Annotated in this window: 24 protein-coding genes and 1 pseudogene; 23 read left to right on the top strand and 2 right to left on the bottom strand. The window is 62.7% G+C overall.

What is annotated here, in order from left to right; genetic code table 11:
* The first annotated feature begins 47 nt into the window (after positions 1-47).
* The 12 genes and pseudogenes from J3P94_RS19975 to J3P94_RS19920 all read left to right on the top strand — a co-directional run bounded on the left by J3P94_RS19975 (position 48) and on the right by J3P94_RS19920 (position 11,537).
* Positions 48-2,293 (top strand): annotated as a pseudogene (locus J3P94_RS19975) (DNA internalization-related competence protein ComEC/Rec2).
* A gap of 95 nt (positions 2,294-2,388) precedes the next feature.
* Positions 2,389-3,024, top strand: coding sequence for a MotA/TolQ/ExbB proton channel family protein (locus J3P94_RS19970; protein WP_305496069.1), 636 nt, complete (start codon positions 2,389-2,391; stop codon positions 3,022-3,024).
* On the top strand, positions 3,021-3,449 hold the full coding sequence (locus J3P94_RS19965; RefSeq protein WP_434569368.1) for an ExbD/TolR family protein: 429 nt from the start codon (positions 3,021-3,023) through the stop codon (positions 3,447-3,449). The genes J3P94_RS19970 and J3P94_RS19965 overlap by 4 nt, the downstream gene beginning before the upstream one ends.
* Complete coding sequence (lpxK, locus tag J3P94_RS19960) at positions 3,449-4,459, top strand: tetraacyldisaccharide 4'-kinase (RefSeq protein WP_434569367.1); 1,011 nt, start codon at positions 3,449-3,451, stop codon at positions 4,457-4,459. Before J3P94_RS19965 ends, lpxK begins: the two co-directional genes overlap by 1 nt.
* A 23-nt stretch (positions 4,460-4,482) precedes the next feature.
* Positions 4,483-4,668: a Trm112 family protein gene (locus J3P94_RS19955; RefSeq protein ID WP_003179363.1), complete on the top strand. Its 186-nt coding sequence runs from the start codon at positions 4,483-4,485 to the stop codon at positions 4,666-4,668.
* Entirely contained in the window at positions 4,665-5,429 is a 765-nt protein-coding gene (kdsB, locus tag J3P94_RS19950) for a 3-deoxy-manno-octulosonate cytidylyltransferase (protein ID WP_434569366.1), read from the top strand. The genes J3P94_RS19955 and kdsB overlap by 4 nt, the downstream gene beginning before the upstream one ends.
* Positions 5,429-5,893: a low molecular weight protein-tyrosine-phosphatase gene (locus tag J3P94_RS19945; protein WP_434569365.1), complete on the top strand. Its 465-nt coding sequence runs from the start codon at positions 5,429-5,431 to the stop codon at positions 5,891-5,893. The genes kdsB and J3P94_RS19945 overlap by 1 nt, the downstream gene beginning before the upstream one ends.
* Positions 5,890-6,909 (top strand): UDP-N-acetylmuramate dehydrogenase, encoded by a 1,020-nt coding sequence (murB, locus tag J3P94_RS19940; protein WP_434569364.1) that lies wholly within the window; start codon positions 5,890-5,892, stop codon positions 6,907-6,909. The genes J3P94_RS19945 and murB overlap by 4 nt, the downstream gene beginning before the upstream one ends.
* A 267-nt stretch (positions 6,910-7,176) precedes the next feature.
* Positions 7,177-7,647 (top strand): (2Fe-2S)-binding protein, encoded by a 471-nt coding sequence (locus J3P94_RS19935; protein WP_434574256.1) that lies wholly within the window; start codon positions 7,177-7,179, stop codon positions 7,645-7,647.
* On the top strand, positions 7,644-9,959 hold the full coding sequence (locus J3P94_RS19930; RefSeq protein ID WP_434569363.1) for a molybdopterin cofactor-binding domain-containing protein: 2,316 nt from the start codon (positions 7,644-7,646) through the stop codon (positions 9,957-9,959). Before J3P94_RS19935 ends, J3P94_RS19930 begins: the two co-directional genes overlap by 4 nt.
* Entirely contained in the window at positions 9,959-10,930 is a 972-nt protein-coding gene (locus tag J3P94_RS19925) for an XdhC family protein (RefSeq protein ID WP_434569362.1), read from the top strand. The genes J3P94_RS19930 and J3P94_RS19925 overlap by 1 nt, the downstream gene beginning before the upstream one ends.
* A gap of 16 nt (positions 10,931-10,946) precedes the next feature.
* A complete protein-coding gene (locus J3P94_RS19920; RefSeq protein ID WP_434569361.1) occupies positions 10,947-11,537 on the top strand; it encodes a nucleotidyltransferase family protein in 591 nt (196 codons plus the stop codon).
* Between the two features lie 248 nt (positions 11,538-11,785).
* Here J3P94_RS19920 and rne read toward each other — a convergent pair whose 3' ends face one another.
* On the bottom strand, positions 11,786-15,001 hold the full coding sequence (gene rne, locus J3P94_RS19915; protein WP_434569360.1) for a ribonuclease E: 3,216 nt from the start codon (positions 14,999-15,001) through the stop codon (positions 11,786-11,788).
* A 699-nt stretch (positions 15,002-15,700) separates the two neighbouring features.
* On the opposite strand from rne, the gene rluC reads away from it, so the two are divergent.
* From rluC to J3P94_RS19900, 3 genes are read left to right on the top strand one after another with little or no spacing between them, the layout of a single operon-like run.
* Positions 15,701-16,657 (top strand): 23S rRNA pseudouridine(955/2504/2580) synthase RluC, encoded by a 957-nt coding sequence (gene rluC / locus J3P94_RS19910; RefSeq protein ID WP_434569359.1) that lies wholly within the window; start codon positions 15,701-15,703, stop codon positions 16,655-16,657.
* Entirely contained in the window at positions 16,647-17,309 is a 663-nt protein-coding gene (locus J3P94_RS19905; protein WP_434569358.1) for an HAD-IIIA family hydrolase, read from the top strand. Before rluC ends, J3P94_RS19905 begins: the two co-directional genes overlap by 11 nt.
* Positions 17,310-17,330: 21 nt before the next feature.
* A complete protein-coding gene (locus J3P94_RS19900) occupies positions 17,331-18,320 on the top strand; it encodes a S49 family peptidase (protein WP_434569357.1) in 990 nt (329 codons plus the stop codon).
* A gap of 126 nt (positions 18,321-18,446) precedes the next feature.
* Here the strand turns inward: J3P94_RS19900 and J3P94_RS19895 are convergent, their stop codons facing one another.
* Positions 18,447-19,025 carry a Maf family protein gene (locus J3P94_RS19895; RefSeq protein WP_434569356.1) on the bottom strand — a complete coding sequence of 193 codons (579 nt, stop codon included), beginning with the start codon at positions 19,023-19,025 and terminating at the stop codon, positions 18,447-18,449.
* Positions 19,026-19,130: 105 nt separating this feature from the next.
* On the opposite strand from J3P94_RS19895, the gene J3P94_RS19890 reads away from it, so the two are divergent.
* From J3P94_RS19890 to pabC, 8 genes are all read left to right on the top strand, one after another.
* Positions 19,131-19,658 (top strand): YceD family protein, encoded by a 528-nt coding sequence (locus J3P94_RS19890; RefSeq protein WP_003204262.1) that lies wholly within the window; start codon positions 19,131-19,133, stop codon positions 19,656-19,658.
* A 13-nt stretch (positions 19,659-19,671) separates the two neighbouring features.
* Positions 19,672-19,854 (top strand): 50S ribosomal protein L32, encoded by a 183-nt coding sequence (rpmF, locus tag J3P94_RS19885; protein ID WP_003179396.1) that lies wholly within the window; start codon positions 19,672-19,674, stop codon positions 19,852-19,854.
* A gap of 4 nt (positions 19,855-19,858) precedes the next feature.
* Positions 19,859-20,869: a phosphate acyltransferase PlsX gene (gene plsX / locus J3P94_RS19880; protein ID WP_434569355.1), complete on the top strand. Its 1,011-nt coding sequence runs from the start codon at positions 19,859-19,861 to the stop codon at positions 20,867-20,869.
* Between the two features lie 123 nt (positions 20,870-20,992).
* Positions 20,993-21,931, top strand: a complete 939-nt coding sequence (gene fabD, locus J3P94_RS19875) for an ACP S-malonyltransferase (protein ID WP_434569354.1) — start codon at positions 20,993-20,995, stop codon at positions 21,929-21,931.
* Positions 21,932-21,946: 15 nt separating this feature from the next.
* Positions 21,947-22,690 carry a 3-oxoacyl-ACP reductase FabG gene (fabG, locus tag J3P94_RS19870; RefSeq protein ID WP_434569353.1) on the top strand — a complete coding sequence of 248 codons (744 nt, stop codon included), beginning with the start codon at positions 21,947-21,949 and terminating at the stop codon, positions 22,688-22,690.
* 191 nt (positions 22,691-22,881) lie between these two features.
* Positions 22,882-23,118, top strand: a complete 237-nt coding sequence (acpP, locus tag J3P94_RS19865; RefSeq protein ID WP_003175607.1) for an acyl carrier protein — start codon at positions 22,882-22,884, stop codon at positions 23,116-23,118.
* A 108-nt stretch (positions 23,119-23,226) separates the two neighbouring features.
* Positions 23,227-24,471, top strand: coding sequence for a beta-ketoacyl-ACP synthase II (fabF, locus tag J3P94_RS19860; RefSeq protein ID WP_305496054.1), 1,245 nt, complete (start codon positions 23,227-23,229; stop codon positions 24,469-24,471).
* Entirely contained in the window at positions 24,471-25,286 is an 816-nt protein-coding gene (gene pabC, locus J3P94_RS19855; protein WP_434569352.1) for an aminodeoxychorismate lyase, read from the top strand. The genes fabF and pabC overlap by 1 nt, the downstream gene beginning before the upstream one ends.
* Positions 25,287-25,288 lie beyond the last annotated feature (2 nt).

Below are 25,288 nucleotides of genomic sequence, written 5' to 3'. Positions count from 1 at the left end.
TGCCCCGCACCGGCTAAGCCTGGAGAGGGACTCTCAAGGATGGGCTTATGCGCACGGCAATGGTCGCGCTTGCACTGGGGCTGCTGGCCCCGGTTTTTCTACCGGTACTGCCGTCGCCATGGCTGATCGCAGCCATGGCGACGCTGGCGTTGATGGTACTGCCGTTTCGCCTGTACCCGGCGGGTTGCTTCCTCTTCGGGCTGGTCTGGGCGAGCCTCGCCGCACACCATGCACTGGACGGACGGTTGCCCTTCGCACTGGACGGCGAGACGCGCTGGGTCGAAGGGCGGGTCGTCGGTTTGCCGCAACACGGCGATGGAACGGTGCGTTTCGAGTTGGCCGATATCCAGTCGAGGCGCACGCGCTTGCCAACCTCGATGCGCCTGGCCTGGTATGGCGGGCCGCCGGTCAGCAGCGGTGAGAAATGGCGCCTGGCGGTAAAGCTCAAGCGACCCGCGGGGCTGCTCAATCCCCATGGCTTCGACTATGAGGCGTGGCTGTTGAGCCGCGGCATTGGCGCGACCGGCAGCGTCAAGCAAGGGCGACGCCTGCAACCGGCCCAGGGCGCCTGGCGCGACGGGGTGCGCCAGGCATTGGCGAAAGTCGATGCCCAAGGGCGTTCCGGGGCGCTGATGGCATTGGTCCTTGGCGATGGCTCCGGGTTGAGTCGCGAAGATTGGCAGGTGCTGCAAGACACCGGCACGATCCATCTGCTGGTCATTTCCGGGCAGCACATCGGCCTGTTCGCCGGCCTCGTATACCTGCTGGTCGCCGGCGCGGCGCGTCATGGTGTCTGGCCGGCGTGGTTGCCATGGCTGCCTTGGGCGTGCGTGCTGGCGTTCACCGCGGCGCTGGGTTACGGCCTGCTCGCCGGTTTCGAAGTGCCGGTGCGGCGGGCCTGTGTGATGATCGGACTGGTGCTGCTGTGGCGCTTGCGCTTTCGCCAGGCCGATCCTTGGAAAGCCTGGCTGTTGGCGCTCCTGGCAGTGCTGCTGCTCAATCCGCTGGCGAGCCTGCGGCCGGGGTTCTGGTTGTCGTTCGCCGCGGTGGCCGTTCTGATGTTTACCTTCGGCGGTCGCCTGGGCCCCTGGCGTTGGTGGCAGACCTGGACCCGCGCCCAGTGGTTGATTGCTCTCGGGTCGTGCCCGCTACTCTTGATCCTCGGGCTGCCGGTCAGCCTCAGCGGTCCGTTGGCCAATCTGCTGGCGGTGCCCTGGGTCAGTCTGCTGGTGTTGCCTTCGGCCTTGCTTGGCACCGCGTTGCTACCGATACCTTACATAGGCGAGAGCCTCCTCTGGATTGCCGGCGGCTTGCTCGATCTGCTGTTCAAGGCGCTCGCGCTGGCAGCCGGGCAGATGCCAGCCTGGGTGCCTCCCGCGGTGCCGCTGTGGGCCTGGTGCGTGGCGGCGCTCGGCACTGCGCTGCTGTTGCTGCCCAAGGGCGTACCGCTGCGGATCCTGGGTTGGCCGATGCTGATGCTGATGGTTTTCCCCCCACGGGAAGAAGTACCCCACGGGCAAGCCGAAATCTGGCAACTGGACGTCGGCCAGGGGCTGGCGATCCTCGTGCGCACCCAGCGGCACGTCTTGCTTTATGACGCAGGGCCGCGATTTGGCGACGCCGATGCGGGCGAGCGCGTGGTGGTGCCGACCTTGCACAGGCTCGGTGTGCGTACCTTGGACATGCTGCTGCTCAGTCACGCCGATGCCGATCACGCCGGCGGTGCACAAGCCGTACGCAACGGATTGCCGACCCGTCGGGTGGTCAGCGGCGATCCCGAGGCGCTGCCCGTCGATCTGCAGGCAGGGGCGTGCGATAGCGGCGAACGCTGGGAATGGGACGGGGTCAGGTTCGAACTGTGGCGCTGGCCATCGGCTGTCGAGAGCAACCAGAAATCCTGTGTCTTGCTGGTCGAGGCCGGTGGCGAGCGGTTGCTGCTGACCGGCGATATCGATACCCATGCCGAACGGGCCTTGCTCGACAGTCCCTTGGCGATGCCGACCCAGTGGCTGGCAGCGCCGCACCATGGCAGCCGCAGCTCATCGTCGATGGCGCTGCTGGCGCGCCTCGAGCCCCATTCGGTATTGATTTCCCGGGGGCGCAACAATGCGTTCGGCCATCCCCTCCGTGGGTGATGGAGCGTTATCGACGCTTGGGCATGGTTATCTACGACAGTGCCGAACAAGGTGCCATTCGTCTGCAACTCGGCGCCTTTACACCTGCGCTTGGCCAGGCGGGCATTCGCCGTTACTGGCGTGATCCGCCGCCTGCCGGGCCAGCGTCGGAGCATTGATCTGGCGCAGCGTTCTTGCCGTGTTGTCGGCAGGGCGGGCCTGCACAGCGAGTCTGTATGATAAAGTGGCGCACTTTTTCGAGGGGGCTGTCACTGTGTGGGAATTGGTCAAATCCGGCGGCTGGATGATGTTGCCGATCATTCTGAGTTCCATCGCGGCACTGGGTATCGTTGCCGAACGCCTGTGGACCCTGCGGGCCAGCCGCGTGACCCCGGAGCATCTGCTCGGGCAGGTCTGGGTCTGGATCAAGGACAAGCAGCTGAACAAGGACAAGCTCAAGGAGCTGCGAGCCAGCTCGCCGCTGGGGGAGATCCTCGCGGCAGGCCTGGCGAATTCCAAGCATGGTCGCGAGATCATGAAGGAGTGCATCGAGGAGGCCGCCGCGCGCGTCATTCATGACCTGGAGCGCTACATCAATGCCCTTGGGACCATCGCGGCCATGTCGCCATTGCTGGGCCTGTTGGGCACGGTCCTCGGCATGATCGACATTTTCAGCGCGTTCACCGGTTCCGGCATGACGACCAATGCCGCCGTGCTGGCGGGCGGTATTTCCAAGGCACTGATCACCACCGCCGCGGGCCTGATGGTGGGTATCCCGGCCGTGTTCTTCCATCGCTTCCTGCAGCGCCGCGTCGACGAGCTGGTGGTGGGCATGGAGCAGGAAGCCATCAAGCTGGTCGAGGTGGTGCAGGGCGACCGTGACGTGGACCTGGCCGGGGGCAAGAAGTGAAATTCCGCCGCAAACCACGGGAAAATATCGAGATCAACCTGGCGTCGCTGATCGACGTGGTGTTCATCCTGCTGCTGTTTTTCGTCGTGACCACCACCTTCACCCGGGAAACCCAGTTGAAGGTTGAGCTGCCGCAAGCGGTGAGTGGTTCGCCGGCCGAGGACCAGCAGTTGAAAAACCTGGAAGTCACCATCAGCGCCGAGGGCGCGTTCTCGGTGAACAACCAGTTGCTGCCCAAGAGCGACCTGGCGAGCCTGATCGAGGCCCTGCAGAGGGAGTCCGGCGGTGATACCAACCTGCCGCTGGCCATCAGCGCCGACGGCAAGACGCCTCACCAATCGGTCATCACCGCCATGGACGCGGCTGGCAAGCTCGGCTTCAGCCACCTGCGCATGACCACGATCGAGGCGGCGCCGGCACCTTGATGGCCATGTCCGATCGATTGCTTGCCGCGTGGTACAAGGGGCATCCCGCCCTGGTGCTGCTGCGCCCGCTTGAATGGCTGTACCGACGCGTAGTGACCGGCAAGCGCGAGCGCTTCCTGGCGGGCGAGGGCGAGATCTACCAGCCGCCGGTGCCGCTGATTGTGGTGGGTAACATCACCGTTGGCGGCACCGGCAAGACGCCGTTGATCCTCTGGATGATCGAGCATTGCCAGCGCAGTGGCCTGCGGGTCGGCGTGGTCAGCCGGGGTTACGGCGCCAGGCCGCCGCAATTGCCATGGCGAGTCGAGGCCGAGCAGGGCGCCGACGTCGCGGGCGACGAACCGCTGCTCATCGTCCAGCGCAGCGGCGTGCCGTTGATGATCGATCCTGATCGCAGCCGCGCTGTCCGGGCACTGCTGGACGCCGAGCCACTGGACCTGATTCTGTCCGACGACGGTATGCAGCATTACCGCCTGGCCCGTGACCTCGAACTGGTATTGATCGACAGCGCCCGTGGCCTGGGCAACCGCCGTTGCCTGCCGGCCGGCCCGTTGCGCGAGCCGGTGGAGCGCCTGCGCTCGGTCGACGCCGTGCTGTTCAACGGCGCCAGCGCTGATCGCGAGGACGGCTTCGCGTTCGAGTTGCGGCCCACCGCGCTGATCAACCTGGCCAGTGGCGAACGGCGCCCCCTCGACCATTTTCCTCCCGGCCAGGCCCTGCATGCCGTGGCCGGTATCGGCAACCCCCAGCGTTTCTTCAATACCCTCGAAACGCTACACTGGCGGCCTGTACCGCACGGGTTTGCCGATCATGCCGAATACAGTGCCCAGGCCTTCGATTTCGAACCGTCATTGCCAGTGGTCATGACAGAAAAGGACGCGGTCAAATGCCGTGCCTTCGCCGCGCCCGACTGGTGGTACCTGGCGGTTGACGCCGCGCCTTCGCCAGCCTTCGCGGCCTGGTTCGATACGCAGCTGATGCGCCTGTTGCCGGATCGGCTCTTGCCTTAAAACGTTATACCCAGGGGAATTTCATGGACACCAAACTGCTCGACATCCTGGCTTGCCCGGTCTGCAAAGGCCCGCTCAAGCTCAGTGCCGACAAGACCGAGCTGATCAGCAAGGGCGCCGGCCTGGCCTATCCGATTCGCGACGGCATCCCGGTGATGCTCGAAAGCGAAGCCCGTACCCTGACCACTGACGAGCGCCTGGATAAATGAGTACAGCTTTTACCGTTGTCATTCCGTCGCGCTTTGCCTCCACGCGCTTGCCCGGTAAACCGTTGCTGCTGATCGCCGGCAAGCCGATGATCCAGCATGTCTGGGAGCAGGCTTGCAAGAGCAGCGCCCAGCGTGTGGTGGTGGCAACGGACGATGCGCGCATCGTGGAGGCCTGCCAGGGCTTTGGCGCCGAAGTGGTGATGACCCGCGAGGACCACAGCTCCGGTACTGACCGCCTGGCGGAAGTGGCTGGGAAACTCGGTCTGGCGCCCGACGCAATCGTCGTCAACGTGCAGGGCGACGAGCCGCTGATCCCGCCGAGCGTGATTGATCAGGTTGCGGCGAACCTGGCGGCGCACCCAGAGGCGCGCATGGCCACCCTGGCCGAGCCGATCGAGGACGTGCAGACGCTGTTCAATCCCAACGTGGTCAAGGTGGTCAGCGACCTCGATGGCCTGGCGCTGACGTTCAGTCGTGCCACTTTGCCTTGGGCCCGAGAGGCATTCGCTCAGGACCGCGACGTGTTGCCCGAAGGCGTGCCGTACCGTCGCCATATCGGTATCTATGCCTACCGCGCCGGTTTCCTTCAGGACTTCGTCGCTTGGGGCCCGTGCTGGCTGGAAAACACCGAAGCCCTCGAGCAGCTTCGGGCGTTGTGGCATGGCGTGCGGATCCATGTCGCCGATGCGCTGATCGCGCCGCCGACCGGTGTAGACACTCCCGAAGACCTCGAGCGCGTTCGTCGCCTGCTGGAGGCTTGATGCGGGTTCTGTTCGTCTGCCTTGGCAACATTTGCCGGTCGCCCACCGCCGAAGGCATCCTGCGCCATAAGCTGCGCGAGGCCGGGCTGGAGGGGCAAGTCGAAGTCGCCTCTGCCGGGACCGGTGACTGGCACGTCGGCAAGGCCCCTGATAAACGCAGCATGGCCGCGGCCCTGCGACGTGGCTACGATCTGTCGGCCCAGCGGGCCCGGCAAGTCACCCGCGCCGATTTCGCCGCCTATGACCTGATCCTGGCGATGGACAGCAACAACCTGCGCAACCTCAAGGCACTGCAACCGGCCAGTGGCAAGGCCGAGCTCGATCTGTTCCTGCGTCGCTACGAGGCTGAGCTCGATGATGTCCCTGATCCGTACTACGACGGCGAACAGGGTTTCGAGCAGGTGCTCGACCTGATCGAACAGGCCACGGATCGCCTGGTCATCGAAGTGAAGGGGCGGTTATGACCTTGCATGTCCAGGCCGGTGTCAGCCTCAAGCCGTTCAACAGCTTTGGCGTGGACGTCGCCGCACGGTTGTTCGCCGAGGCCCACAGCGATGCCGATGTCCGCGAGGCGCTGGCCTATGCCGCCGGGCATGATCTGCCGTTGCTGGTGATCGGCGGCGGCAGCAACCTGCTGTTGACCGATGACATCGACGCGCTGGTGTTGCGCATGGCCAGCCGGGGGATCCGCCTGCTCAGCGACGACGGCGAACGTCTGGTGATCGAGGCCGAGGCCGGGGAGCCCTGGCATCCTTTTGTCCAGCACACGCTGGCGCAAGGTTGGTCGGGGCTGGAGAACCTCAGCCTGATTCCCGGTACGGTAGGGGCGGCACCGATGCAGAATATCGGTGCCTACGGCGTGGAGATAAAGGATGTCTTCGCCGGCCTTACCGCGCTGGATCGCCACACCGGCGAGTTGCGCGACTTCACCCTTGAAGAGTGCGCCTTCGCCTACCGCGACAGCCTGTTCAAGCAGCAGGCGGGGCGCTGGCTGATCCTGCGGGTACGTTTTGCCCTCAGTCGTGTCGCGCATCTGCACCTGGAATACGGCCCGGTCCGCCAGCGCCTGAGCGAGCAAGGCATCGCTCAGGCAACGCCTTCGGATGTCAGTCGGGCGATTTGCAGCATCCGCAGCGAAAAACTTCCGGACCCCGCCGTACTCGGCAACGCCGGCAGCTTCTTCAAGAACCCGTTGGTGCACGCCACCCACGTGGCCCACCTCAAGCTGCAATACCCTGACCTGGTGGCTTATCCACAGCCTGGGGGGCAGATGAAAATCGCTGCCGGCTGGCTGATCGAACGCGCTGGCTGGAAGGGCTTTCGCGAGGGCGACGCCGGCGTCCATAAGTTGCAGGCACTGGTGCTGGTCAACTATGGCAATGCCACCGGCCTGCAATTGCTGGACCTGGCTCAACGGATCCAGAAGGACATTGCCGAACGTTTCCAGGTCGATCTGGAGATGGAGCCGAATCGGTACTGACGCGCGCATGGCCCTGCGTGAACAAAAAAACGCCCTGCATGACCTGCACACGCTCATTCGTGCAGGATTGTGCAGGGCGTTTTGCTTGTTCCTGGGTTAATTTAATTGGCTGACGATGCGAGCATACGCATCCCCAAGGCCCGGTGCAGACGCTGTTGACGTTTGCACAAGAGAGCCGGATCAGCCTGAGCCAGTCTGCGACACCGAACCGATCACCCAACGGCAGATTGCTCGACCCCATAACTCGAAACGAATGCGGGCGTGCCCATGATTACCCTGAAACTCAATGGAACAGATCATCAACTGGATGTCACCGAGGACATGCCGCTGCTGTGGGCGATCCGCGACGTGGCCGGCTACAACGGCACCAAGTTCGGCTGCGGCATGGGCCTGTGCGGCGCGTGCACGATCCACATCGATGGCGCCCCGGCGCGCAGTTGCATCACGCCGATCGGCTCGGTGAAAGGCCAGAACGTCAGCACGATTGATGCGCTTCACGTCGACCCGGTCGGCCAGGTTGTACAGAAGGCCTGGCTGGACACCGCCGTGGCCCAGTGTGGTTTTTGCCAGGGCGGGCAGATCATGTCCGCCACGGCATTGCTCAAGACCAACCCCAACCCGACGGATGAACAGATCGAAGAGGCCATGGTCGGCAACCTCTGCCGCTGCGGCACCTACAACCGGATCAAGACCGCGATCCGTCAGGCCTCCACTCACCTGAAGGAGGCCAAGGCATGAGCCGCTTGCCGAATGATTTTGTGCTGAGCAACCTCAGTCGTCGGGGTTTCCTCAAGGGCGCCAGCGCCACGGGTGTGCTGGTGCTGGCCGCCAGCTGGGGGCTGCCGGAGGCCTTTGCCGAAGAGAAGAAGTTCGGCGCCGAGGGCATGCCCCATGGTGCAGTCGACGACCCCAAGGTCTACGTAAGCATTGCCGCTGACGGCAGCGTCACGGTGATCTGCAACCGTTCGGAAATGGGCCAGGGCGTGCGCACCAGCCTGAGCATGGTGGTGGCCGACGAACTCGACGCCGACTGGGCGCTCGTCAAGGTCAGGCAGGCGCCAGCCGACGAGGCGCGCTTCGGCAACCAGGACACCGACGGCTCGCGCAGCATGCGTCACTGGTACGAGCCGATGCGCCGTTGCGGTGCCGCCGCCCGGACCATGCTTGAATTGGCCGCCGCTGCCCAGTGGAAAGTGCCGGTGGGCGAATGCCGTGCGCAACTGCATAAAGTGGTGCATCAGCCTTCGGGGCGCGAACTGGGTTATGGCGAGTTGGCCGCCGCCGCGGCGGCCTTGCCGGTTCCGGCCCGCGACAGCCTGCGCCTCAAGCAGCCGTCGGAGTTTCGTTACATTGGCAAGGAAGCGAGCCGTGCCATCGACGGCGCGGACATCGTCAACGGCCGAGCGGTGTTCGGTGCCGACGTGCATTTCGACGGCATGCTCTACGCCGTCGTGGCCCGCCCACGGGTCTATGGTGGCAAGGTCAGGAGCGTGGACAGCAGCGCGGCGTTGAAGGTGCCGGGCGTGATCAAGGTGGTGCAGATCGAAGGACGCCCTTTGCCCTCCGAATTCCAGCCGCTGGGCGGCGTGGCGGTGGTAGCGAAAAACACCTGGGCGGCGATCAAGGGCCGCGAAGCGTTGAAAATCGAATGGGACGATGGCCCGAACGCCGGCTATGACTCCATCGCCTACCGCAAGGAACTGCAAGCGGCTGCTCTGAAACCAGGCAAAGTCCTGCATAGCACTGGCGACCTTGACGACGCATTGGCCAAGGCCGATTCGACGTTGGAGGCTGCCTACTACCTGCCGCACCTGTCCCAGTCACCGATGGAGCCGATGGTCGCGGTCGCCCGCTTCAAGGACGGGCAATGCGAAGCCTGGGCACCGAGCCAGGCACCCCAGGTCACCCGCGAGCGTGTCGCCGAACGCCTGGGCATCCCTTTCGAGAAGGTCACGATAAACATCACATTGCTGGGCGGCGGTTTCGGACGCAAGTCCAAACCCGATTTCGTCGTCGAGGCGGCTGTGCTCGCCAAGGAATTCCCCGGCCAGGCGGTTCGGGTGCAATGGACCCGCGAGGACGACATTCATCACTCGTATTTCCATACCGTATCGGCCGAATACCTGAAGGCCGGCCTGAACAAGGACGGGCTGCCCTCCGGTTGGCTGCATCGCACCGTGGCTCCGACCATCACCGCGCTGTTCGCGCCGGGCATGACCCACGAAGCGCCCTTCGAAGTGGGCATGGGCGTGACCAACATGGCCTATGCCATTCCCAACCTGCGCCTGGAGAACCCCGAGGCGGTGGCCCACACCCGCGTTGGCTGGTATCGCTCGGTGTCGAACATTCCCCATGGTTTTGCGATCCAGAGCTTCATCGACGAACTGGCCCACAAGGCCGGCCAGGATCCGCTCAAGTACCATCTGAAGTTGCTCGGCCCGGACCGCAAGATCAACCCCAACAGCCAGAATGACAGCTGGAACTACGGCGAATCGCCCGAGCGTTATCCCATCGATACGGCGCGGATCCGCACCGTGCTGGAGACTGCCGCGAAGGCCGCTGGCTGGGGCCGTGAATTGCCCAAGGGCCGAGGCTTGGGGCTGGCGGTGCACTACAGCTTCGTCACCTACGTGGCCGCGGCAATTGAAGTCGAGGTCAAGGATGACGGCACGGTGATCGTGCACAAGGCGGACATTGCCGTGGACTGTGGGCCGCAGATCAATCCCGAGCGCATCCGCTCGCAGTTCGAAGGCGCCTGCGTGATGGGCCTGGGCAACGCGATGGTCGGGGAAATCAGCTTCAAGGACGGCAAGGTCCAGCAGGACAATTTCCACATGTACGAAGTGGCGCGCATGTCCCTGGCACCCAAGGAAGTAGCCGTGCACCTGGTCACTCCGCCGGGCGAAGTACCGCTGGGAGGCGTTGGTGAACCGGGCGTGCCGCCGATCGCGCCGGCATTGTGCAACGCAATCTTCGCCGCCACCGGCAAGCGCATCCGTGATCTGCCTGTGCGTTACCAGTTGCAAGGCTGGCAGCAGGCCAAAGCCTGATGGACAGCGTTGATCTGAACGTGCTGCGCAGCGTGCTGGAATGGCGTCGCGCCGGGCAGCGGGTGGTGCTGTTCACCGTGGTCCAGACTTGGGGCACCGCGCCGAGACCTCCGGGGGCCATGCTGGCCCTGCGCGAAGACGGCGTAGTGATCGGTTCGGTATCGGGCGGTTGTGTCGAGGATGACCTGATCGCCCGGCTGCACGACGGCCGGATTCCGGCGGATGGCCCGCCCGTGCAGCTCATCACCTACGGTGTCACACGCGAGGAAGCGGCGCGTTTCGGCTTGCCGTGCGGCGGCACCTTGCGCCTGACAGAGGAGCGAGTCGGCGATCCAGGCTGGGTCGCCGAGTTGCTGGCGCGGTGCGAGGCCCACGAGATAGTTGCCCGGGAATTGACTATCGCGACCGGCGCTGTGGTGCTGACACCGGCGAGCAAAAGCGATGCGTTGGTGTTCGATGGCAAAACGCTGCGGGCGATTTATGGCCCGCGCTGGCGGCTGTTGCTGATCGGCGCCGGACAGCTGTCGCGTTACGTGGCTGAAATGGCCCGGTTGCTGGATTTCGAGGTGTTGATCTGCGACCCGCGCAAGGAATTCGTCTACGGTTGGGAAGAGCAGCATGGCCGCTTTGTTCCGGGCATGCCCGACGAGGCGGTGCTGAGCATCGAGACCGATGAGCGCACCGCGATCGTTGCCCTGACCCATGACCCGCGCCTGGACGACATGGCCTTGCTCACCGCCCTGGATTCCAAGGCTTTTTATGTGGGCGCCCTCGGCTCACGGGTCAACAGTCAGAAGCGCCGGGACAACCTCGCTCAGCTAGGCTTGTCAGCACAGGCCATCGAGCGGTTGCACGGGCCCATCGGCTTGCACATTGGCAGCCACACCCCGGCGGAAATTGCCTTGTCGCTGCTGGCGGAAATCGTCGCGATCAAGAATGGCGTCGAATTGCGTCAAAAGAAACCGCTGTAGTCCAGGAGGGAAGGGTATGTCTGAGTCCATTGGCGTGATCATCCTCGCGGCGGGCTCGGGCCGCCGTTTCCGGCAGGTCGCCGGGGCCGACAAGGACAAGCTGCTGGCGGATTGCACAGGCCGTGACGGCGCGGTGCGCTCGGTGATCGAGCACGTGCTGGTCAATCTGCCGGCCTCCCTGGACAAGCGCGTGCTGGTCACCCGCAATGACCGTCCGCAGGCCATTCGCATGGCCCAGGCCTATGGATGCGATTTTGTCGAGCTGGATTCACCGGGACTGGGAGATAGTATTGCCGCCGGCGTCCGAGCCTGTCCGGAGGTGGCTGGGTGGCTGATCGTGCTGGGCGACATGCCGTTTATCCTGCCGTCGAGCATCGAAACGGTGGTGGCAGGGATTCGCGAGGATGGCATCAGCGTGCCGGTTTTTGCCGGGGAGTATGGGCATCCGGTGGGATTTGGCCGTGGGTTTGGCCCGCAGTTGATGGCCTTGACCGGTGATCGTGGTGCGAAGGTGTTATTCGCCGGGGCGCAAGTGTCCGAGGTGCCGGTGGACGATCCTGGTGTGACTTGGGACATTGACGTGCCGGAGGCATTGATCTTCAGATAGATTTTTTGAAGGATCGTAAAATTTATGGTGGTTGCAATTCCCCTGTGGGAGCGAGCTTGCTCGCGAAAGCGGTCTGATATTCAACAGTGATGCAAGCTGATCCACCGCCTTCGCGAGCAAGCTCGCTCCCACATGGTTTTTCAGCGGATATAAATCTCGTGCCAGGCTCTCATAGGCACCTGCAAATCGAAGGCATAAAAAAGCCCCGCCTGGCATCACCAGGCGGGGCTTTTTACTGGGCGGTGGAATCAGGCGTGAGGTTTAGGCTCGTGCTCTTTTTCCAGGGCTTCAGTGTGACGCGGAGCGACTTCTTCTTCAGCACCGTGCTGAGGTTCGTCGATCACCGGGGCCGATTCAGTCGGGGCTTCAGCTACCGGGGCAGGGGCTGCCTCGGCGACTTCTTCCACGACCGGAGCCGGTTCGGCGGCAGGCGCTTGAGCGGCGGCAGCCAGTTCAGCTTCCTTCTGCAGACGCTCGGCCTCACGCTTGCGACGACGCACTTCGCGTGGATCGTTCGGGGCGCGGCCGTTAGGGGTCAGGGCACTGACCGGTGCAGGCGCTTCAACCGGGGCAGGGGCTTCGGCAACCACTGCTTCGGCAACCACTGCTTCGGCAACCACTGGCGCCTCGACCATTGGCGCAGGCTCGACCACTTGCGGTTCGACGACTACTACCGGCTCCGGTTCAGCAACCGGCGCTGGTGCGGCTGGCTCGGCATTCCAGTTGAAAGCGGTCTGCTCTTCGCGTACTGGCTCTGGTGCGGTTTCCTCGGCAGGCATTTCGACGGCAGGTTCAGCGGCTACCACCGGCTGCTCGACGACCGGGGCAGGCTCGGCGGCGGCTTCGGCTTGCGGCTCGGCTTCACGAACCGGTGCGAGTTCCACTTCTGGCGAAGCAGTGATTTCTACCGGAGTGATCGCTTCGACAACTGGCGCTTCGACCGCTGCCTCTTCCACCGCAGCGGTGGCCCGTTCGGCCTGCTCGTGTGCCTGGGCCTCGGCTGGGGCGCTGATCGCGCTGCTGGCAACTGCCGCGGTGACGGCCAGGCCGGCGGCCAGGTCGGCAGCGCTAGGCGCTTCGGCGTTCTCGCCGGCTTCGGACTCTTCCGAGCCTTCGATCACGTTGCCGTTGGCATCGCGTTGACGCTCGCGACGGTTGCTGCGACGACGCTGGCCGCGGGAGCGACGACGTGGACGATCGCCCTCGGCGCTGTCCTGACCGTCTTCCTGCAACTGCTCCTCGGTGTTCAGTACTTCCTCTTCGCTGGCTTCGGCGGCTGCCTGCTCGGCGCGCGGCTGACGCTCTTCACGCGGCGGACGCGGTGCACGCTCTTCGCGAGGCTGGCGAGCCGGACGTTCTGCAGCCGGAGTCGCAGGAGTCGCAGCAACAGCCGGTGCGGCGTCCAGAGGCTCGCGCAATTCGCGAACACGTTCTTCACGCTCGCCACGCGGCTTGCGATCTTCACGTGGTGCGCGTGGCTGGCGCTCTTCGCGAGGCGGACGCGGTGCGCGTTCTTCGCGGGCTACCGCTGGAACTTCCTCACGGGCTTCGCGTGGTTGACGCTCTTCACGCGGCTCACGGGGTGCGCGCTCTTCACGCGGGGCACGTTCTTCGCGCGGCTTGCGCTCTTCGTCGCGACGACCGTTGCGGTTGCGGGTCTGCTGGCGACCATTGCGGCGTTCTTCGTTGCGGGCTGGACGCTCGGTAGCGGCAGGCTTGGCGACAACGGCGGGGGCGGCAGGCTCTTCCTTGGTGGCGAACAGGCTGACCAGGGACTTCACCAGGCCTTTGAACAGGCTAGGTTCCGGGGCTGCGGCCGGGGCGGCAACCGGTGCGGCGGCTTCGGTCGGGACCGGAGCGTTGGCACGGGCCGGCGCGGTCTTGACCGCTGCTTCCTGGCGAACCAGGGTGCGGGTGGCGGCAGCTGGCTGGACGTCTTCGACTTCGGCGGCGGCCGCGGCGATTTCGTAGCTGGACTGGTTGGTGTGGGCCTCGGGGCTGTCATCACGCAGGCGCTGCACTTCGAAGTGCGGCGTCTCGAGGTGGTCGTTCGGCAGGATCACGATGCGGGCGCGGGTGCGCAGTTCGATCTTGGTGATCGAGTTGCGTTTTTCGTTGAGCAGGAACGCGGCCACCGGGATCGGCACCTGGGCACGAACTTCAGCGGTGCGGTCCTTCAGGGCTTCTTCTTCGATCAGGCGCAGGATCGCCAGGGACAACGACTCGACGTCACGGATGATGCCGGTGCCGTTGCAGCGCGGGCAAACGATGCCGCTGCTTTCGCCCAGGGATGGACGCAGGCGCTGACGGGACATTTCCAGCAGGCCGAAGCGCGAGATACGACCGACCTGTACGCGGGCACGGTCGGCTTCCAGGCACTCACGGACCTTTTCTTCCACGGCGCGCTGGTTCTTGGCCGGGGTCATGTCGATGAAGTCGATGACGATCAGGCCGCCGATGTCGCGCAGGCGCAACTGGCGGGCGATTTCTTCGGCGGCTTCAAGGTTGGTCTGCAGGGCGGTTTCTTCGATGTCGCTGCCTTTGGTGGCGCGCGCCGAGTTGATGTCGATCGACACCAGGGCTTCGGTCGGGTCGATGACGATGGAGCCGCCCGACGGCAGTTCGACGACGCGCTGGAAGGCGGTCTCGATCTGGCTTTCGATCTGGAAACGGTTGAACAGCGGAACGCTGTCTTCGTAGAGCTTGATCTTGCTGGCGTACTGCGGCATCACCTGGCGAATGAAGGTCAGGGCTTCGTCCTGGGCTTCGACGCTGTCGATCAGCACTTCGCCGATGTCCTGGCGCAGGTAGTCGCGGATGGCGCGGATGATCACGTTGCTTTCCTGGTAGATCAGGAAAGGTGCGGAACGATCCAGCGAGGCTTCCTTGATCGCGGTCCAGAGTTGCAGCAGGTAGTCGAGGTCCCACTGCATTTCTTCGCTGCTGCGGCCCAGGCCGGCAGTGCGTACGATCAGGCCCATGTCGGCGGGTGCGACCAGGCCGTTCAGGGCTTCGCGCAGTTCGTTGCGCTCTTCGCCTTCGATACGGCGGGAGATACCGCCGGCACGTGGGTTGTTCGGCATCAGGACCAGGTAGCGGCCGGCGAGGCTGATGAAAGTGGTCAGGGCGGCGCCCTTGTTGCCACGTTCTTCTTTTTCGACCTGGACGATGACTTCCTGGCCTTCGCTCAGGACGTCCTTGATGTTGACGCGGCCTTCGGGGGCCTTCTTGAAGTATTCGCGGGAGATTTCTTTGAGGGGCAGGAAGCCGTGGCGCTCGGAGCCGAAATCGACAAAGGCAGCCTCAAGGCTTGGTTCGATGCGAGTAATCCGGCCTTTATAGATGTTGGCCTTCTTCTGCTCGCGTGCACCGGATTCGATATCCAGGTCGTAGAGGCGCTGGCCGTCTACCAGTGCAACACGCAACTCTTCGGGTTGAGTTGCGTTAATCAGCATTCTTTTCATGTAGTACCGTCGGTTTCCGGGCTGCCGGAAACGGCGTTCGGCACACACGACTTCTCACGGTCGGTGTCAGGTGCGTCCTGGCGATGGCGGGGCCATTCCAGTGTCCAGCGAGTTCGACCCAATGATGGCGAAGTCGCGACGGACGCGTCCTGCTTGCTGGTACTCAAGCACTCAGTCAGGAGGAGGAATCAACCGGCGCCTGTGGACGAGATGAAGCGTCTAAATATAAGCCTAGTGCTACACAGTCCGACGGTTGTACATCTCCACCCTACACGTATCCCTGATAATTCGGGTGCTGCCGCGCGCAGAATCCGCAGCGGGTTGGCATTTACCGTGAGCTCCGGAAGGGGAGGTCACGCATCATGGCTCATTTAGGCGTTGTTTCCGAAGCTCTCGCTCGGGGTCGTCTGCGGGCGACTGCACTTTGTGAACTGGCCGTGAATGTGGCGCGCAAGGCGAGTCAAGACTCTGCTTTGCGGCGTATTTCAGGCCTCATGTCACCTGCGCTCGTTACACCTGCGAACTCTACCGTTACGTAGCAAAAGCCCCGTAGGACGGCCTCTCGTCCTCGTGAATTGCGTTGGTCAGGGCCGGTTTTTGACCGCTGGTCCGCTGTCCAGCCACTTTTGGCGGCGTTCGCGACTATAGCAGCAATGATTAAGTGCTTCAATTCCATAAAAAATTGTTATCATCGCCGCCATGACAACTACTGCCCCTTCGACCCCAGGCGTTCAACTGCTTGAGGTCTCGCCGGAATATGCCGGCCAACGAATTGATAACTTCCTGCTTGCCCGGCTCAAAGGCGTGCCCAAGACCTTGATCTATCGCATTTTGCGCAAAGGCGAAGTGCGGGTGAACAAAGGTCGGATCAAGCCTGAATACAAGCTCCAGGCGGGCGACGTCGTGCGCGTGCCGCCGGTTCGCGTGCCCGAGCGCGATGAGCCGGTGCCACTGGCGCAAGGTTTGTTGCAACGCCTGGAAGCCGCCATCGTCTTCGAAGACAAGGCGCTGATCGTGGTCAACAAGCCCGCGGGCATCGCGGTCCACGGCGGCAGCGGCCTGAATTTCGGCGTGATCGAAGCCTTCCGTCAGCTGCGTCCCGACGCCAAGGAGCTGGAGCTGGTCCATCGTCTGGATCGGGACACCTCCGGGCTGTTGATGATTGCCAAGAAGCGCAGCATGTTGCGCCATCTGCACGAACAGTTGCGCGGCGATGGCGTCGACAAGCGCTACATGGCGCTGGTGCGCGGTCGTTGGGAAACATCCGTCAAGCAGGTCCGCGCGCCGCTGCTCAAGAGCAACCTGCGCTCCGGCGAGCGCATGGTGGAAGTCAACGAAGAAGGCAAGGAAGCGCTGACCGTGTTCAAGGTGCTGCGCCGTTTCGGCGACTTCGCCACCATGGTCGAGGCCAAGCCGGTCACTGGGCGGACCCACCAGATCCGCGTCCACACCCTGCATGCCGGGCATTGCATTGCCGGTGACAGCAAGTACGGGGACGATGACTTCAGCAAGGAAATCCGTGACCTGGGCGGCAAGCGCCTGTTCCTTCATGCCTACATGCTGACCGTGCCGTTGCCGGACGGCGGCGAGCTGAAATTGCAGGCCCCCGTGGATGACATGTGGGCCAAGACCGTGGAGCGGTTGAGTGCATCCTGACTACAAGCTGCTGATATTTGATTGGGACGGCACTCTGGCCAACTCCATCGGTCGGATTGTCGAGTCGATGCACGTCGCGTCGGACCGTACGGGTTTTGCTCGGCGGGATGATTTTGCGGTGAAGGGTATTATCGGTCTCGGGCTGCCGGAAGCGATTCGCAGCCTGTACCCGGAAATCGCTGATGATGAGTTGAGCGTTTTTCGCCAGCATTATGCCGACCACTACATCGCGCTGGAGGCCGAGCCTTCGCCGCTGTTCGACGGCGTGGCCGACACGCTCCAGGCCCTGCGGGAAGAGGGCTATCACCTGGCTGTCGCGACCGGCAAGGCTCGACGCGGGCTGGATCGGGTGCTGAAGTCCCATGGCTGGGACGATTATTTCGACATCACCCGCGCCGCCGACGAAACCGCCAGCAAGCCGCATCCGCTGATGCTTGAACAGATCCTGGCCCACTGTAACGTGCGGCCCGAGCAGGCGCTGATGGTCGGGGATTCGTCGTTCGACCTGCAAATGGCGCGTAATGCCGGCATGGGCTCTGTCGCTGTCAGTTATGGCGCGCAGACGATCGAGGCGCTCCGGGCGTTTGAACCGTGCCTGGCGATTGACCATTTTCCCGAATTGCACGCGTGGCTGAGCCAGCGTGCCGGTTGACGTTTTGATGGGGATGCATGCATGACCGATGAATGGAAAGCACCGGCCAAGGCAGATGCCGAGAGCGGTGATGGAAAAAGCTGGAAGCTGTTGGAAAAGACCCTGCTGGCCGGTGTGCAAGAGCAGCGTCGGTCGCGCCGCTGGGGGATCTTCTTCAAGCTGCTGACCTTCGTTTATCTTTTCGTTGCGCTGCTGCTGTTCACGCCGTTGATGAGTATCGAAAAAGGTGCGGTCAGTGGTTCGGCGTATACCGCGTTGATCGACATTCAAGGCGTGATCGCCGACAAGGAGCCAGCCAGTGCGGATAACATCGTCGGCAGTCTGCGGGCCGCCTTCGAAGATCCGAAGGTCAAGGGCGTGGTGCTGCGCATCAACAGCCCGGGCGGCAGTCCGGTGCAGTCGGGTTACGTCTACGACGAGATCGTCCGGTTGCGCGCGCTTCACCCGAACACCAAGGTCTATGCAGTCATCGCCGATCTCGGCGCGTCGGGTGCCTATTACATTGCCAGCGCCGCGGACCAGATCTATGCCGACAAGGCCAGCCTGGTCGGCTCCATTGGCGTGACGGCGGCCGGTTATGGTTTTGTCGGGACCATGGAGAAGCTCGGTGTGGAGCGGCGGGTCTATACCTCTGGCGAGCACAAGTCGTTCCTTGATCCGTTCCAGCCGCAAAAGCCTGAAGAAACCGCGTTCTGGCAGGGCGTACTCGACACGACTCACAAGCAATTCATTGCCAGCGTCAAGAAAGGCCGCGGCGAGCGCTTGAAGGACAAGGAGCATCCGGAATTGTTTTCCGGGTTGGTCTGGTCCGGGGAGCAGGCTTTGCCGCTGGGCCTGATCGACGGCCTGGGCAGCGCCAGTTCGGTGGCTCGGGATGTGATCGGTCAGAAGGACCTGGTGGACTTCACCATCGAAGAATCGCCGTTTGACCGCTTCTCGAAGAAGCTGGGCGCAAGCATCGCCGAGCATCTGGCGATGTGGATGGGCTTCCAGGGTCCGGCGTTGCGCTGATTCAAGCGTGACGCATTTGCCCTTGTGGCGAGGGAGCTTGCTCCCGCTGGGCTGCGCAGCGGCCCCAGATTTTTGCGGTCGCTGCACAACCGAGCGGGAGCAAGCTCCCTCGCCACGGAGGGCGGTTCAGGGAACCTCCACACCCTCCACCAGCAACATATCCACAAGACGAATCAGCGGCAGGCCGACCAGGCTGGTGGCGTCCGGCCCTTCGGTGCTCTGGAACAGGCTCACGCCCAGGCCTTCGGCCTTGAAGCTGCCGGCGCAGTCGTACGGTTGCTCGGTGCGCAGATAGCGCTCCACGCGAGCCTGATCCAATGTCCGCATGGTTACGGTAAACGGAACGCAATCGACCTGGCAGGCGCCGGTCTGGCTGTTGAGCAGTGCCAGGCCGGTCAGGAAGGTTACCTTGGCCCCGCTGGCGGCCAGCAGTTGCTCGCGGGCGTTCTCGAAGGTGTGCGGCTTGCCCAGGATGCGCTTGCCGAGCACGGCGACCTGGTCCGAGCCAATGATCAGGTGTGCCGGGTAACGGTCCGCCAGGGCAAAGGCTTTTTCCCGGGCCAGGCGTTTCACCAGTTCGAGCGCGGCCTCGCCGGCGCGATGGCTTTCGTCGATGTCCGGTGAGTCGCAGACGAACGGCAGCCCCAGGCGGGCAAGCAGTTCCCGACGGTAGACCGAGCTTGAGGCAAGTAATAAAGGCAGCATTGGCGTCTCCAGGAGGCAGGAGAGGATTCTAGCGAGGCGTGCAAGTGACGGACAGGGCTGAATTTCCTTTGACATGGCCCGGTGCATCCCTATAATGCTGCGCCTATGTTGAATGACCCGATTCCACCTCACGTTGACCCGCGCAAATTGGCTGACCGTGGCACCACCCTTCAAGGTGAATTGCTGCTGGCCGATTTGAAGAGACTCTGCGACCCGCTTTCCGACGATGTCGGTACGGTCCAGGCCAAATTCGTTTTTGAACGAGATGAACGTAAATCTGTGGTGATCCACAGCTTTATCGACACTGAAGTCAAAATGGTTTGCCAGCGTTGTCTTGAGCTGGTCACCCTGCCGATCCACAGCGAATGCAGTTACGCCGTGGTGAAGGAGGGTGCGAATACCCAGTCGTTGCCGAAAGGTTATGACGTGCTGGAACTGGGCGAAGATCCATTGGATCTGCAGTCACTGATCGAGGAGGAGCTTCTGCTCGCCTTGCCCATTGTGCCTGCTCATCATCCGGAAGAATGCCAGCAGCCGGCGGGAGCAGATGAGCCCGAACCGAGCGAGGACGAGGTAACGCGGTCCAACCCGTTCAGTGTATTGGCGCAGTTAAAGCGTGACCCAAACGTTTAGGAGTTAATCAATTATGGCTGTTCAGCAGAACAAAAAATCCCGCTCTGCCCGTGACATGCGCCGTTCGCACGACGCTCTCGAGGCTAGCACTCTGTCTGTAGAAAAAACCACCGGTGAAGTTCACCTGCGTCACCACGTATCGCCAGAAGGCGTATACCGTGGCCGTAAAGTGATCGACAAGGGCGCCGACGAGTAATCACTTGTCCGCTCAAGTCATCGCGATTGACGCAATGGGCGGGGACTTCGGTCCCCGCAGCATTGTTCAGGCCAGCCTCGCTTGCCTGAATGCTACGCCCTCTCTGCACCTGACCCTCGTCGGTCAACCCTCCCTCCTGGAAGAATTGCTCAGTGGTTATCCTGCTGCGGATCGCGCGCGCCTGACGATTACGCCGGCAGCCGAAGTCATCGCCATGGACGAGAAGCCTGCCCAGGCTCTGCGCGGCAAGCCCGACGCCTCGATGCGCGTGGCGCTGGAGCTGCTGCGCGACGACAAGGTCCAGGCGTGTGTCAGTGCGGGTAATACCGGGGCGTTGATGGCGCTGTCCCGCTACGTGCTGAAAACCCTGCCGGGGATCGATCGGCCCGCCATGGTCGCGGCGATCCCGACCCAGCGCGGTTTCTGCCAGCTACTGGACCTGGGCGCCAATGTCGACTGCAGCGCCGAGCATTTGCTGCAGTTCGCGGTGATGGGCTCGGTCGCGGCTGAAACCCTGGGCATCGCTCGCCCTCGCGTGGCACTGCTGAATATCGGCACCGAAGACATCAAGGGTAATCAGCAGGTCAAGCTCGCGGCCACATTGTTGCAAAGCGCCCGGGGCATCAATTACATCGGTTTTGTCGAGGGTGACGGGCTGTATCGCGGCGAGGCTGACGTGGTGGTATGCGACGGTTTTGTCGGCAATATCCTGCTCAAGTCCAGCGAAGGCCTGGCGACCATGATTGGCGGCCGCATCGAGGCCCTGTTCAAGCAGAGCCTGGCTTCCAGGGCGGTGGGTGCGCTGGCATTGCCGCTGATGCGTCGTCTGCAGGCGGACCTGGCCCCGGCACGGCACAATGGTGCGAGTTTTCTCGGGCTGCAGGGCATCGTGATCAAGAGTCATGGCTCGGCTGGGGTGCAGGGCTTTCAGAGTGCAATCAACCGGGCGGTGATTGAAATCGAGGAAAACCTGCCTGAGCGTCTGCATGGCCGTCTTGAGGATTTGTTAACTTAGGCGTTTTCGTCCGACAATGCTTAAATGTGACCGGTCGGTTCAACCCGCCATCCAACTGTCAGTTTCCTAGCGCCCCCAGGGGCGTCAATTTTTGACGACAAGATCATTAGGGGCTTTGTTTTCATGTCTGCTTCCCTCGCATTCGTCTTTCCAGGACAGGGCTCGCAGTCCCTCGGCATGCTGGCCGAGCTGGGCGCGCAATACCCGTTGATCCTGGAAACATTCAAAGAAGCATCCGATGCACTCGGCTACGACTTGTGGGCACTGACCCAGCAAGGGCCGGAAGAGCAGCTCAACCAGACCGACAAGACCCAACCCGCGATCCTGACCGCCTCCATTGCGCTGTGGCGCCTGTGGCTGGCTGAAGGCGGCGCGCGTCCGGCGTTTGTCGCCGGTCACAGCCTGGGTGAGTACAGCGCCCTGGTGGCGGCTGGCAGCCTGAGCCTTGGCGACGCGGTCAAGCTGGTGGAGCGGCGTGGCCAGTTGATGCAAGAGGCGGTTCCGGCCGGGCAGGGTGGCATGGCCGCTATCCTCGGCCTGGAAGACGCCGATGTGTTGGCAGCCTGTGCCGAAGCGGCGCAAGGCGATGTGGTCAGCGCGGTGAATTTCAATTCGCCGGGCCAGGTGGTCATTGCCGGCGCCAAGGCGGCTGTCGAGCGCGCGATCGAAGGTTGCAAGGCCCGTGGCGCCAAGCGCGCGATGCCATTGCCGGTCAGCGTTCCGTCGCACTGCGAGCTGATGCGCCCGGCCGCCGAGCGGTTTGCCGAATCCATCGCCGCCATCGACTGGCAGGCGCCACAGATTCCCGTGGTTCAGAATGTCAGCGCCAACGTGGCGTCGGATCTCGAGACCCTCAAGCGGGATCTGCTGGAACAGCTCTACAAGCCGGTTCGCTGGGTCGAATCGGTACAGACCCTGGCAGCCAAGGGCGCGACCGAACTGGTCGAGTGCGGCCCTGGCAAGGTGCTGGCAGGTCTGAACAAACGCTGCGCCGAAGGCGTGTCGACTTCCAATCTCAACACCCCAGACGCTTTCGCTGCCGCTCGTGCAGCGCAAGCCTGAACAGGAGAAGCTTGCATGAGTTTGCAAGGTAAAGTTGCACTGGTGACCGGTGCAAGCCGCGGCATCGGCCAGGCTATCGCACTGGAATTGGGTCGCCAAGGCGCCGTTGTCATCGGCACCGCGACTTCCGCTTCAGGCGCCGAGCGTATCGCCGCGACCTTGAAGGAAAACGGCATCCAAGGCACCGGCCTTGAACTGAATGTCACCAGCGACGAATCTGTTGCGGCGGTTCTGGCAAGCATCCAGGAGCAGTTCGGCGCTCCGGCGATCCTGGTCAATAATGCCGGCATCACTCGCGATAACCTGATGATGCGCATGAAAGATGACGAATGGTTCGATGTGGTCGATACCAACTTGAACAGCCTGTATCGGCTGTCCAAGGGCGTTCTGCGTGGCATGACCAAGGCCCGTTGGGGCCGAATTATCAGTATCGGCTCGGTTGTGGGTGCCATGGGCAACGCTGGCCAAGTAAACTATGCTGCGGCTAAAGCCGGCCTGGAAGGTTTCAGTCGTGCGCTGGCACGGGAAGTCGGTTCGCGCTCGATTACGGTAAACTCGGTTGCACCGGGTTTCATCGACACCGACATGACCCGCGAACTGCCGGAAGCACAGCGTGAAGCTTTGTTGACACAGATTCCGCTGGGCCGTCTGGGGCAAGCTCAAGAAATCGCGTCCGTGGTCGCTTTTCTTGCTTCGGACGGTGCGGCATACGTGACTGGGGCTACAATCCCGGTAAACGGCGGGATGTACATGAGTTAAATGTGACGGATTGCTTCAAAAAAATGTCATACGAGCTGTCTAAAATCCGTTATAAAGCTGCAATCTATTTATAGGCGGCGGGCCCCAGGGTTCGAGGAGTGAAGCTTTCGGTTGAAAAACCGAAAAGTCTTTCTATACACTTACCCACCGGCCAGCTGCCTGAATTTGTCCATTAGGAGTGAAAACAAGGTATGAGCACCATCGAAGAGCGCGTCAAGAAAATCGTTGCCGAGCAACTGGGCGTTAAAGAAGAAGAAGTTGTGAACACCGCTTCCTTCGTCGAAGACCTGGGTGCCGACTCCCTTGACACCGTTGAGCTGGTGATGGCTCTGGAAGAGGAATTCGAGACCGAGATTCCTGACGAAGAAGCTGAAAAGATCACTACTGTACAAGCTGCTATCGACTACGTTACCAGCCACCAGGCGTAATCGTATTTAGTCGTCGCTAGCTGTCATGGAAAAACCGCACTGCCATTTCGGCGTGCGGTTTTTTCTTTAGGCCTGATGCAAAGTCGTCATTTGAAAAAGGAGAGTGCTGTGTCGCGTAGACGCGTCGTAGTCACCGGTATGGGTATGTTGTCGCCACTGGGCACGGATGTGCCGAGCAGCTGGCAGGGCATTCTGGCTGGCCGTAGTGGCATTGGTCTGATCGAACACACCGACCTTTCTGCCTATTCCACCCGTTTTGGCGGCTCGGTAAAGGGTTTCAATGTCGAGGAATACCTGTCGGTCAAGGAAGCCCGCAAGCTTGACCTGTTCATTCAATACGGCCTGGCAGCCGGTTTCCAGGCGGTGCGCAATGCCGGGCTGGAAGTCACCGACGCCAACCGTGAGCGCATCGGCGTGGCCATGGGTTCGGGTATTGGCGGCTTGACCAATATCGAAGAAACCAGCCGTACGCTGCATGATTCCGGGCCGCGGCGTATTTCGCCGTTTTTCGTGCCGGGCTCGATCATCAATATGATTTCCGGTTTCCTGTCCATCCACCTCGGTGCACAGGGACCCAACTACGCCATCGCTACTGCCTGCACTACGGGCACCCACTGCATCGGCATGGCCGCGCGCAACATCATGTACGACGAAGCTGACGTGATGATTGCCGGTGGTGCCGAAATGGCCGCCTGCGGCCTCGGCATGGGCGGTTTCGGCGCGTCCCGTGCGCTGTCGACCCGCAACGATGAGCCGGACCGGGCCAGCCGCCCGTGGGACAAGGGCCGCGATGGTTTCGTACTGTCGGACGGTGCCGGTGCGCTGGTGCTTGAAGAGCTTGAACATGCCAAGGCTCGTGGCGCGACCATCTATGCCGAACTGATCGGCTTCGGTACCAGCGGCGATGCGTTCCACATGACCTCGCCACCGGCCGATGGCGCCGGTGCGGCTCGTTGCATCACCAATGCCTTGCGCGACGCCAAGCTCAATCCAGGGCAAGTGCAGTACATCAATGCCCATGGTACGTCGACCCCGGCTGGCGATCTGGCCGAAGCCCAGGCCATCAAGACCGTGTTCGGCGACCACGCCTACAAACTGGCTGTCAGCTCGACCAAATCGATGACCGGCCACCTGTTGGGCGCGGCAGGTGCGGTGGAAGCGATCTTCAGCGTACTGGCGATCAACAGCCAGGTGGCGCCGCCGACCATCAACCTCGATGAGCCGGACGAGGGTTGCGACCTCGACTTCGTGCCGCATACCGCCCGCAGCATGGACATCGACGTCGTGTTGTCCAATTCCTTCGGCTTCGGCGGGACCAATGGCTCGCTGGTGTTTCGCCGGTTCGCCGGTTGATGGAAAGCTGGGTCGACGGTCAGCCGGCTGACGCTCTGTCGCTGAAAGATCGCGGCCTGGCCTACGGTGATGGGTTGTTCGAAACCATCGCCGTGCGGGACGGTAAGCTCGTTCTGCTTGAGGGGCATCTGCAACGCCTCGCGTTGGGATGCCGACGGTTGGCAATCAGTGCCGATTGGGCGGTATTGAACGCTGAACTGCAAGCCTATGCGCAGCAGCTCGGCGATGGCGTTCTGAAACTGATCGTGACCCGTGGCGACAGTCTGCGGGGCTATGCCGCCAATCCTTCAGCCCAGGCCCGCCGCATCTTGCAGGGCAGCCCGCCGGCGGCCTATCCGCTGGCCCATGCCGAGCAAGGCGTTCAGCTGTTTCCTTGCACTACACGCCTGTCCGAGCAACCGTTGCTCGCCGGCCTCAAACACCTCAATCGCCTTGAACAAGTGCTGGCCCGCGCCGAGTGGAGCGACACCGAGCATGCCGAAGGCTTGATGCTGGATATGTCCGGGCGGGTGATCGAAGGCGTGTTCAGCAATCTGTTCATGGTGCACGACGGAGCGCTGATCACGGCGGATCTGAGCCGTTGTGGTGTCGCCGGGGTGATGCGCGGGCAATTATTGTTTCAAGCCGAGTCTGATGGCATCGCAACTCAGGTCACCGATATCCGCCTCGAACAGCTGCACCAGGCCGACGAGGTCTTTGTCTGCAACAGCGTTTATGGCGTGTGGCCGGTACGCGGATGCGGTTCGGCGCGCTGGCCGGTTGGCCCGCTCACCCGTAAACTGCAGACCCTTGCCCGTGCGCTATTGGATGCTTGATT

The sequence above is a fragment of the Pseudomonas sp. Z3-8 genome (assembly GCF_051131975.1).
Classification (GTDB): domain Bacteria; phylum Pseudomonadota; class Gammaproteobacteria; order Pseudomonadales; family Pseudomonadaceae; genus Aquipseudomonas.
This window is presented reverse-complemented; position numbering and strand designations above follow the sequence as displayed.

What these genes read in the sequence shown, in the direction of transcription:
- lpxK (WP_434569367.1), top strand. Translation starts at nt 3,449, where the DNA reads ATGGCCATGTCCGATCGATTGCTTGCCGCGTGGTACAAGGGGCATCCC.
- J3P94_RS19955 (WP_003179363.1), top strand. Translation starts at nt 4,483, where the DNA reads ATGGACACCAAACTGCTCGACATCCTGGCTTGCCCGGTCTGCAAAGGC.
- kdsB (WP_434569366.1), top strand. Translation starts at nt 4,665, where the DNA reads ATGAGTACAGCTTTTACCGTTGTCATTCCGTCGCGCTTTGCCTCCACG.
- J3P94_RS19945 (WP_434569365.1), top strand. Translation starts at nt 5,429, where the DNA reads ATGCGGGTTCTGTTCGTCTGCCTTGGCAACATTTGCCGGTCGCCCACC.
- murB (WP_434569364.1), top strand. Translation starts at nt 5,890, where the DNA reads ATGACCTTGCATGTCCAGGCCGGTGTCAGCCTCAAGCCGTTCAACAGC.
- J3P94_RS19935 (WP_434574256.1), top strand. Translation starts at nt 7,177, where the DNA reads ATGATTACCCTGAAACTCAATGGAACAGATCATCAACTGGATGTCACC.
- J3P94_RS19930 (WP_434569363.1), top strand. Translation starts at nt 7,644, where the DNA reads ATGAGCCGCTTGCCGAATGATTTTGTGCTGAGCAACCTCAGTCGTCGG.
- J3P94_RS19925 (WP_434569362.1), top strand. Translation starts at nt 9,959, where the DNA reads ATGGACAGCGTTGATCTGAACGTGCTGCGCAGCGTGCTGGAATGGCGT.
- J3P94_RS19920 (WP_434569361.1), top strand. Translation starts at nt 10,947, where the DNA reads ATGTCTGAGTCCATTGGCGTGATCATCCTCGCGGCGGGCTCGGGCCGC.
- rne (WP_434569360.1), bottom strand. Translation starts at nt 15,001, where the DNA reads ATGAAAAGAATGCTGATTAACGCAACTCAACCCGAAGAGTTGCGTGTT.
- rluC (WP_434569359.1), top strand. Translation starts at nt 15,701, where the DNA reads ATGACAACTACTGCCCCTTCGACCCCAGGCGTTCAACTGCTTGAGGTC.
- J3P94_RS19900 (WP_434569357.1), top strand. Translation starts at nt 17,331, where the DNA reads ATGACCGATGAATGGAAAGCACCGGCCAAGGCAGATGCCGAGAGCGGT.
- J3P94_RS19895 (WP_434569356.1), bottom strand. Translation starts at nt 19,025, where the DNA reads ATGCTGCCTTTATTACTTGCCTCAAGCTCGGTCTACCGTCGGGAACTG.
- J3P94_RS19890 (WP_003204262.1), top strand. Translation starts at nt 19,131, where the DNA reads ATGTTGAATGACCCGATTCCACCTCACGTTGACCCGCGCAAATTGGCT.
- rpmF (WP_003179396.1), top strand. Translation starts at nt 19,672, where the DNA reads ATGGCTGTTCAGCAGAACAAAAAATCCCGCTCTGCCCGTGACATGCGC.
- fabD (WP_434569354.1), top strand. Translation starts at nt 20,993, where the DNA reads ATGTCTGCTTCCCTCGCATTCGTCTTTCCAGGACAGGGCTCGCAGTCC.
- fabG (WP_434569353.1), top strand. Translation starts at nt 21,947, where the DNA reads ATGAGTTTGCAAGGTAAAGTTGCACTGGTGACCGGTGCAAGCCGCGGC.
- acpP (WP_003175607.1), top strand. Translation starts at nt 22,882, where the DNA reads ATGAGCACCATCGAAGAGCGCGTCAAGAAAATCGTTGCCGAGCAACTG.
- pabC (WP_434569352.1), top strand. Translation starts at nt 24,471, where the DNA reads ATGGAAAGCTGGGTCGACGGTCAGCCGGCTGACGCTCTGTCGCTGAAA.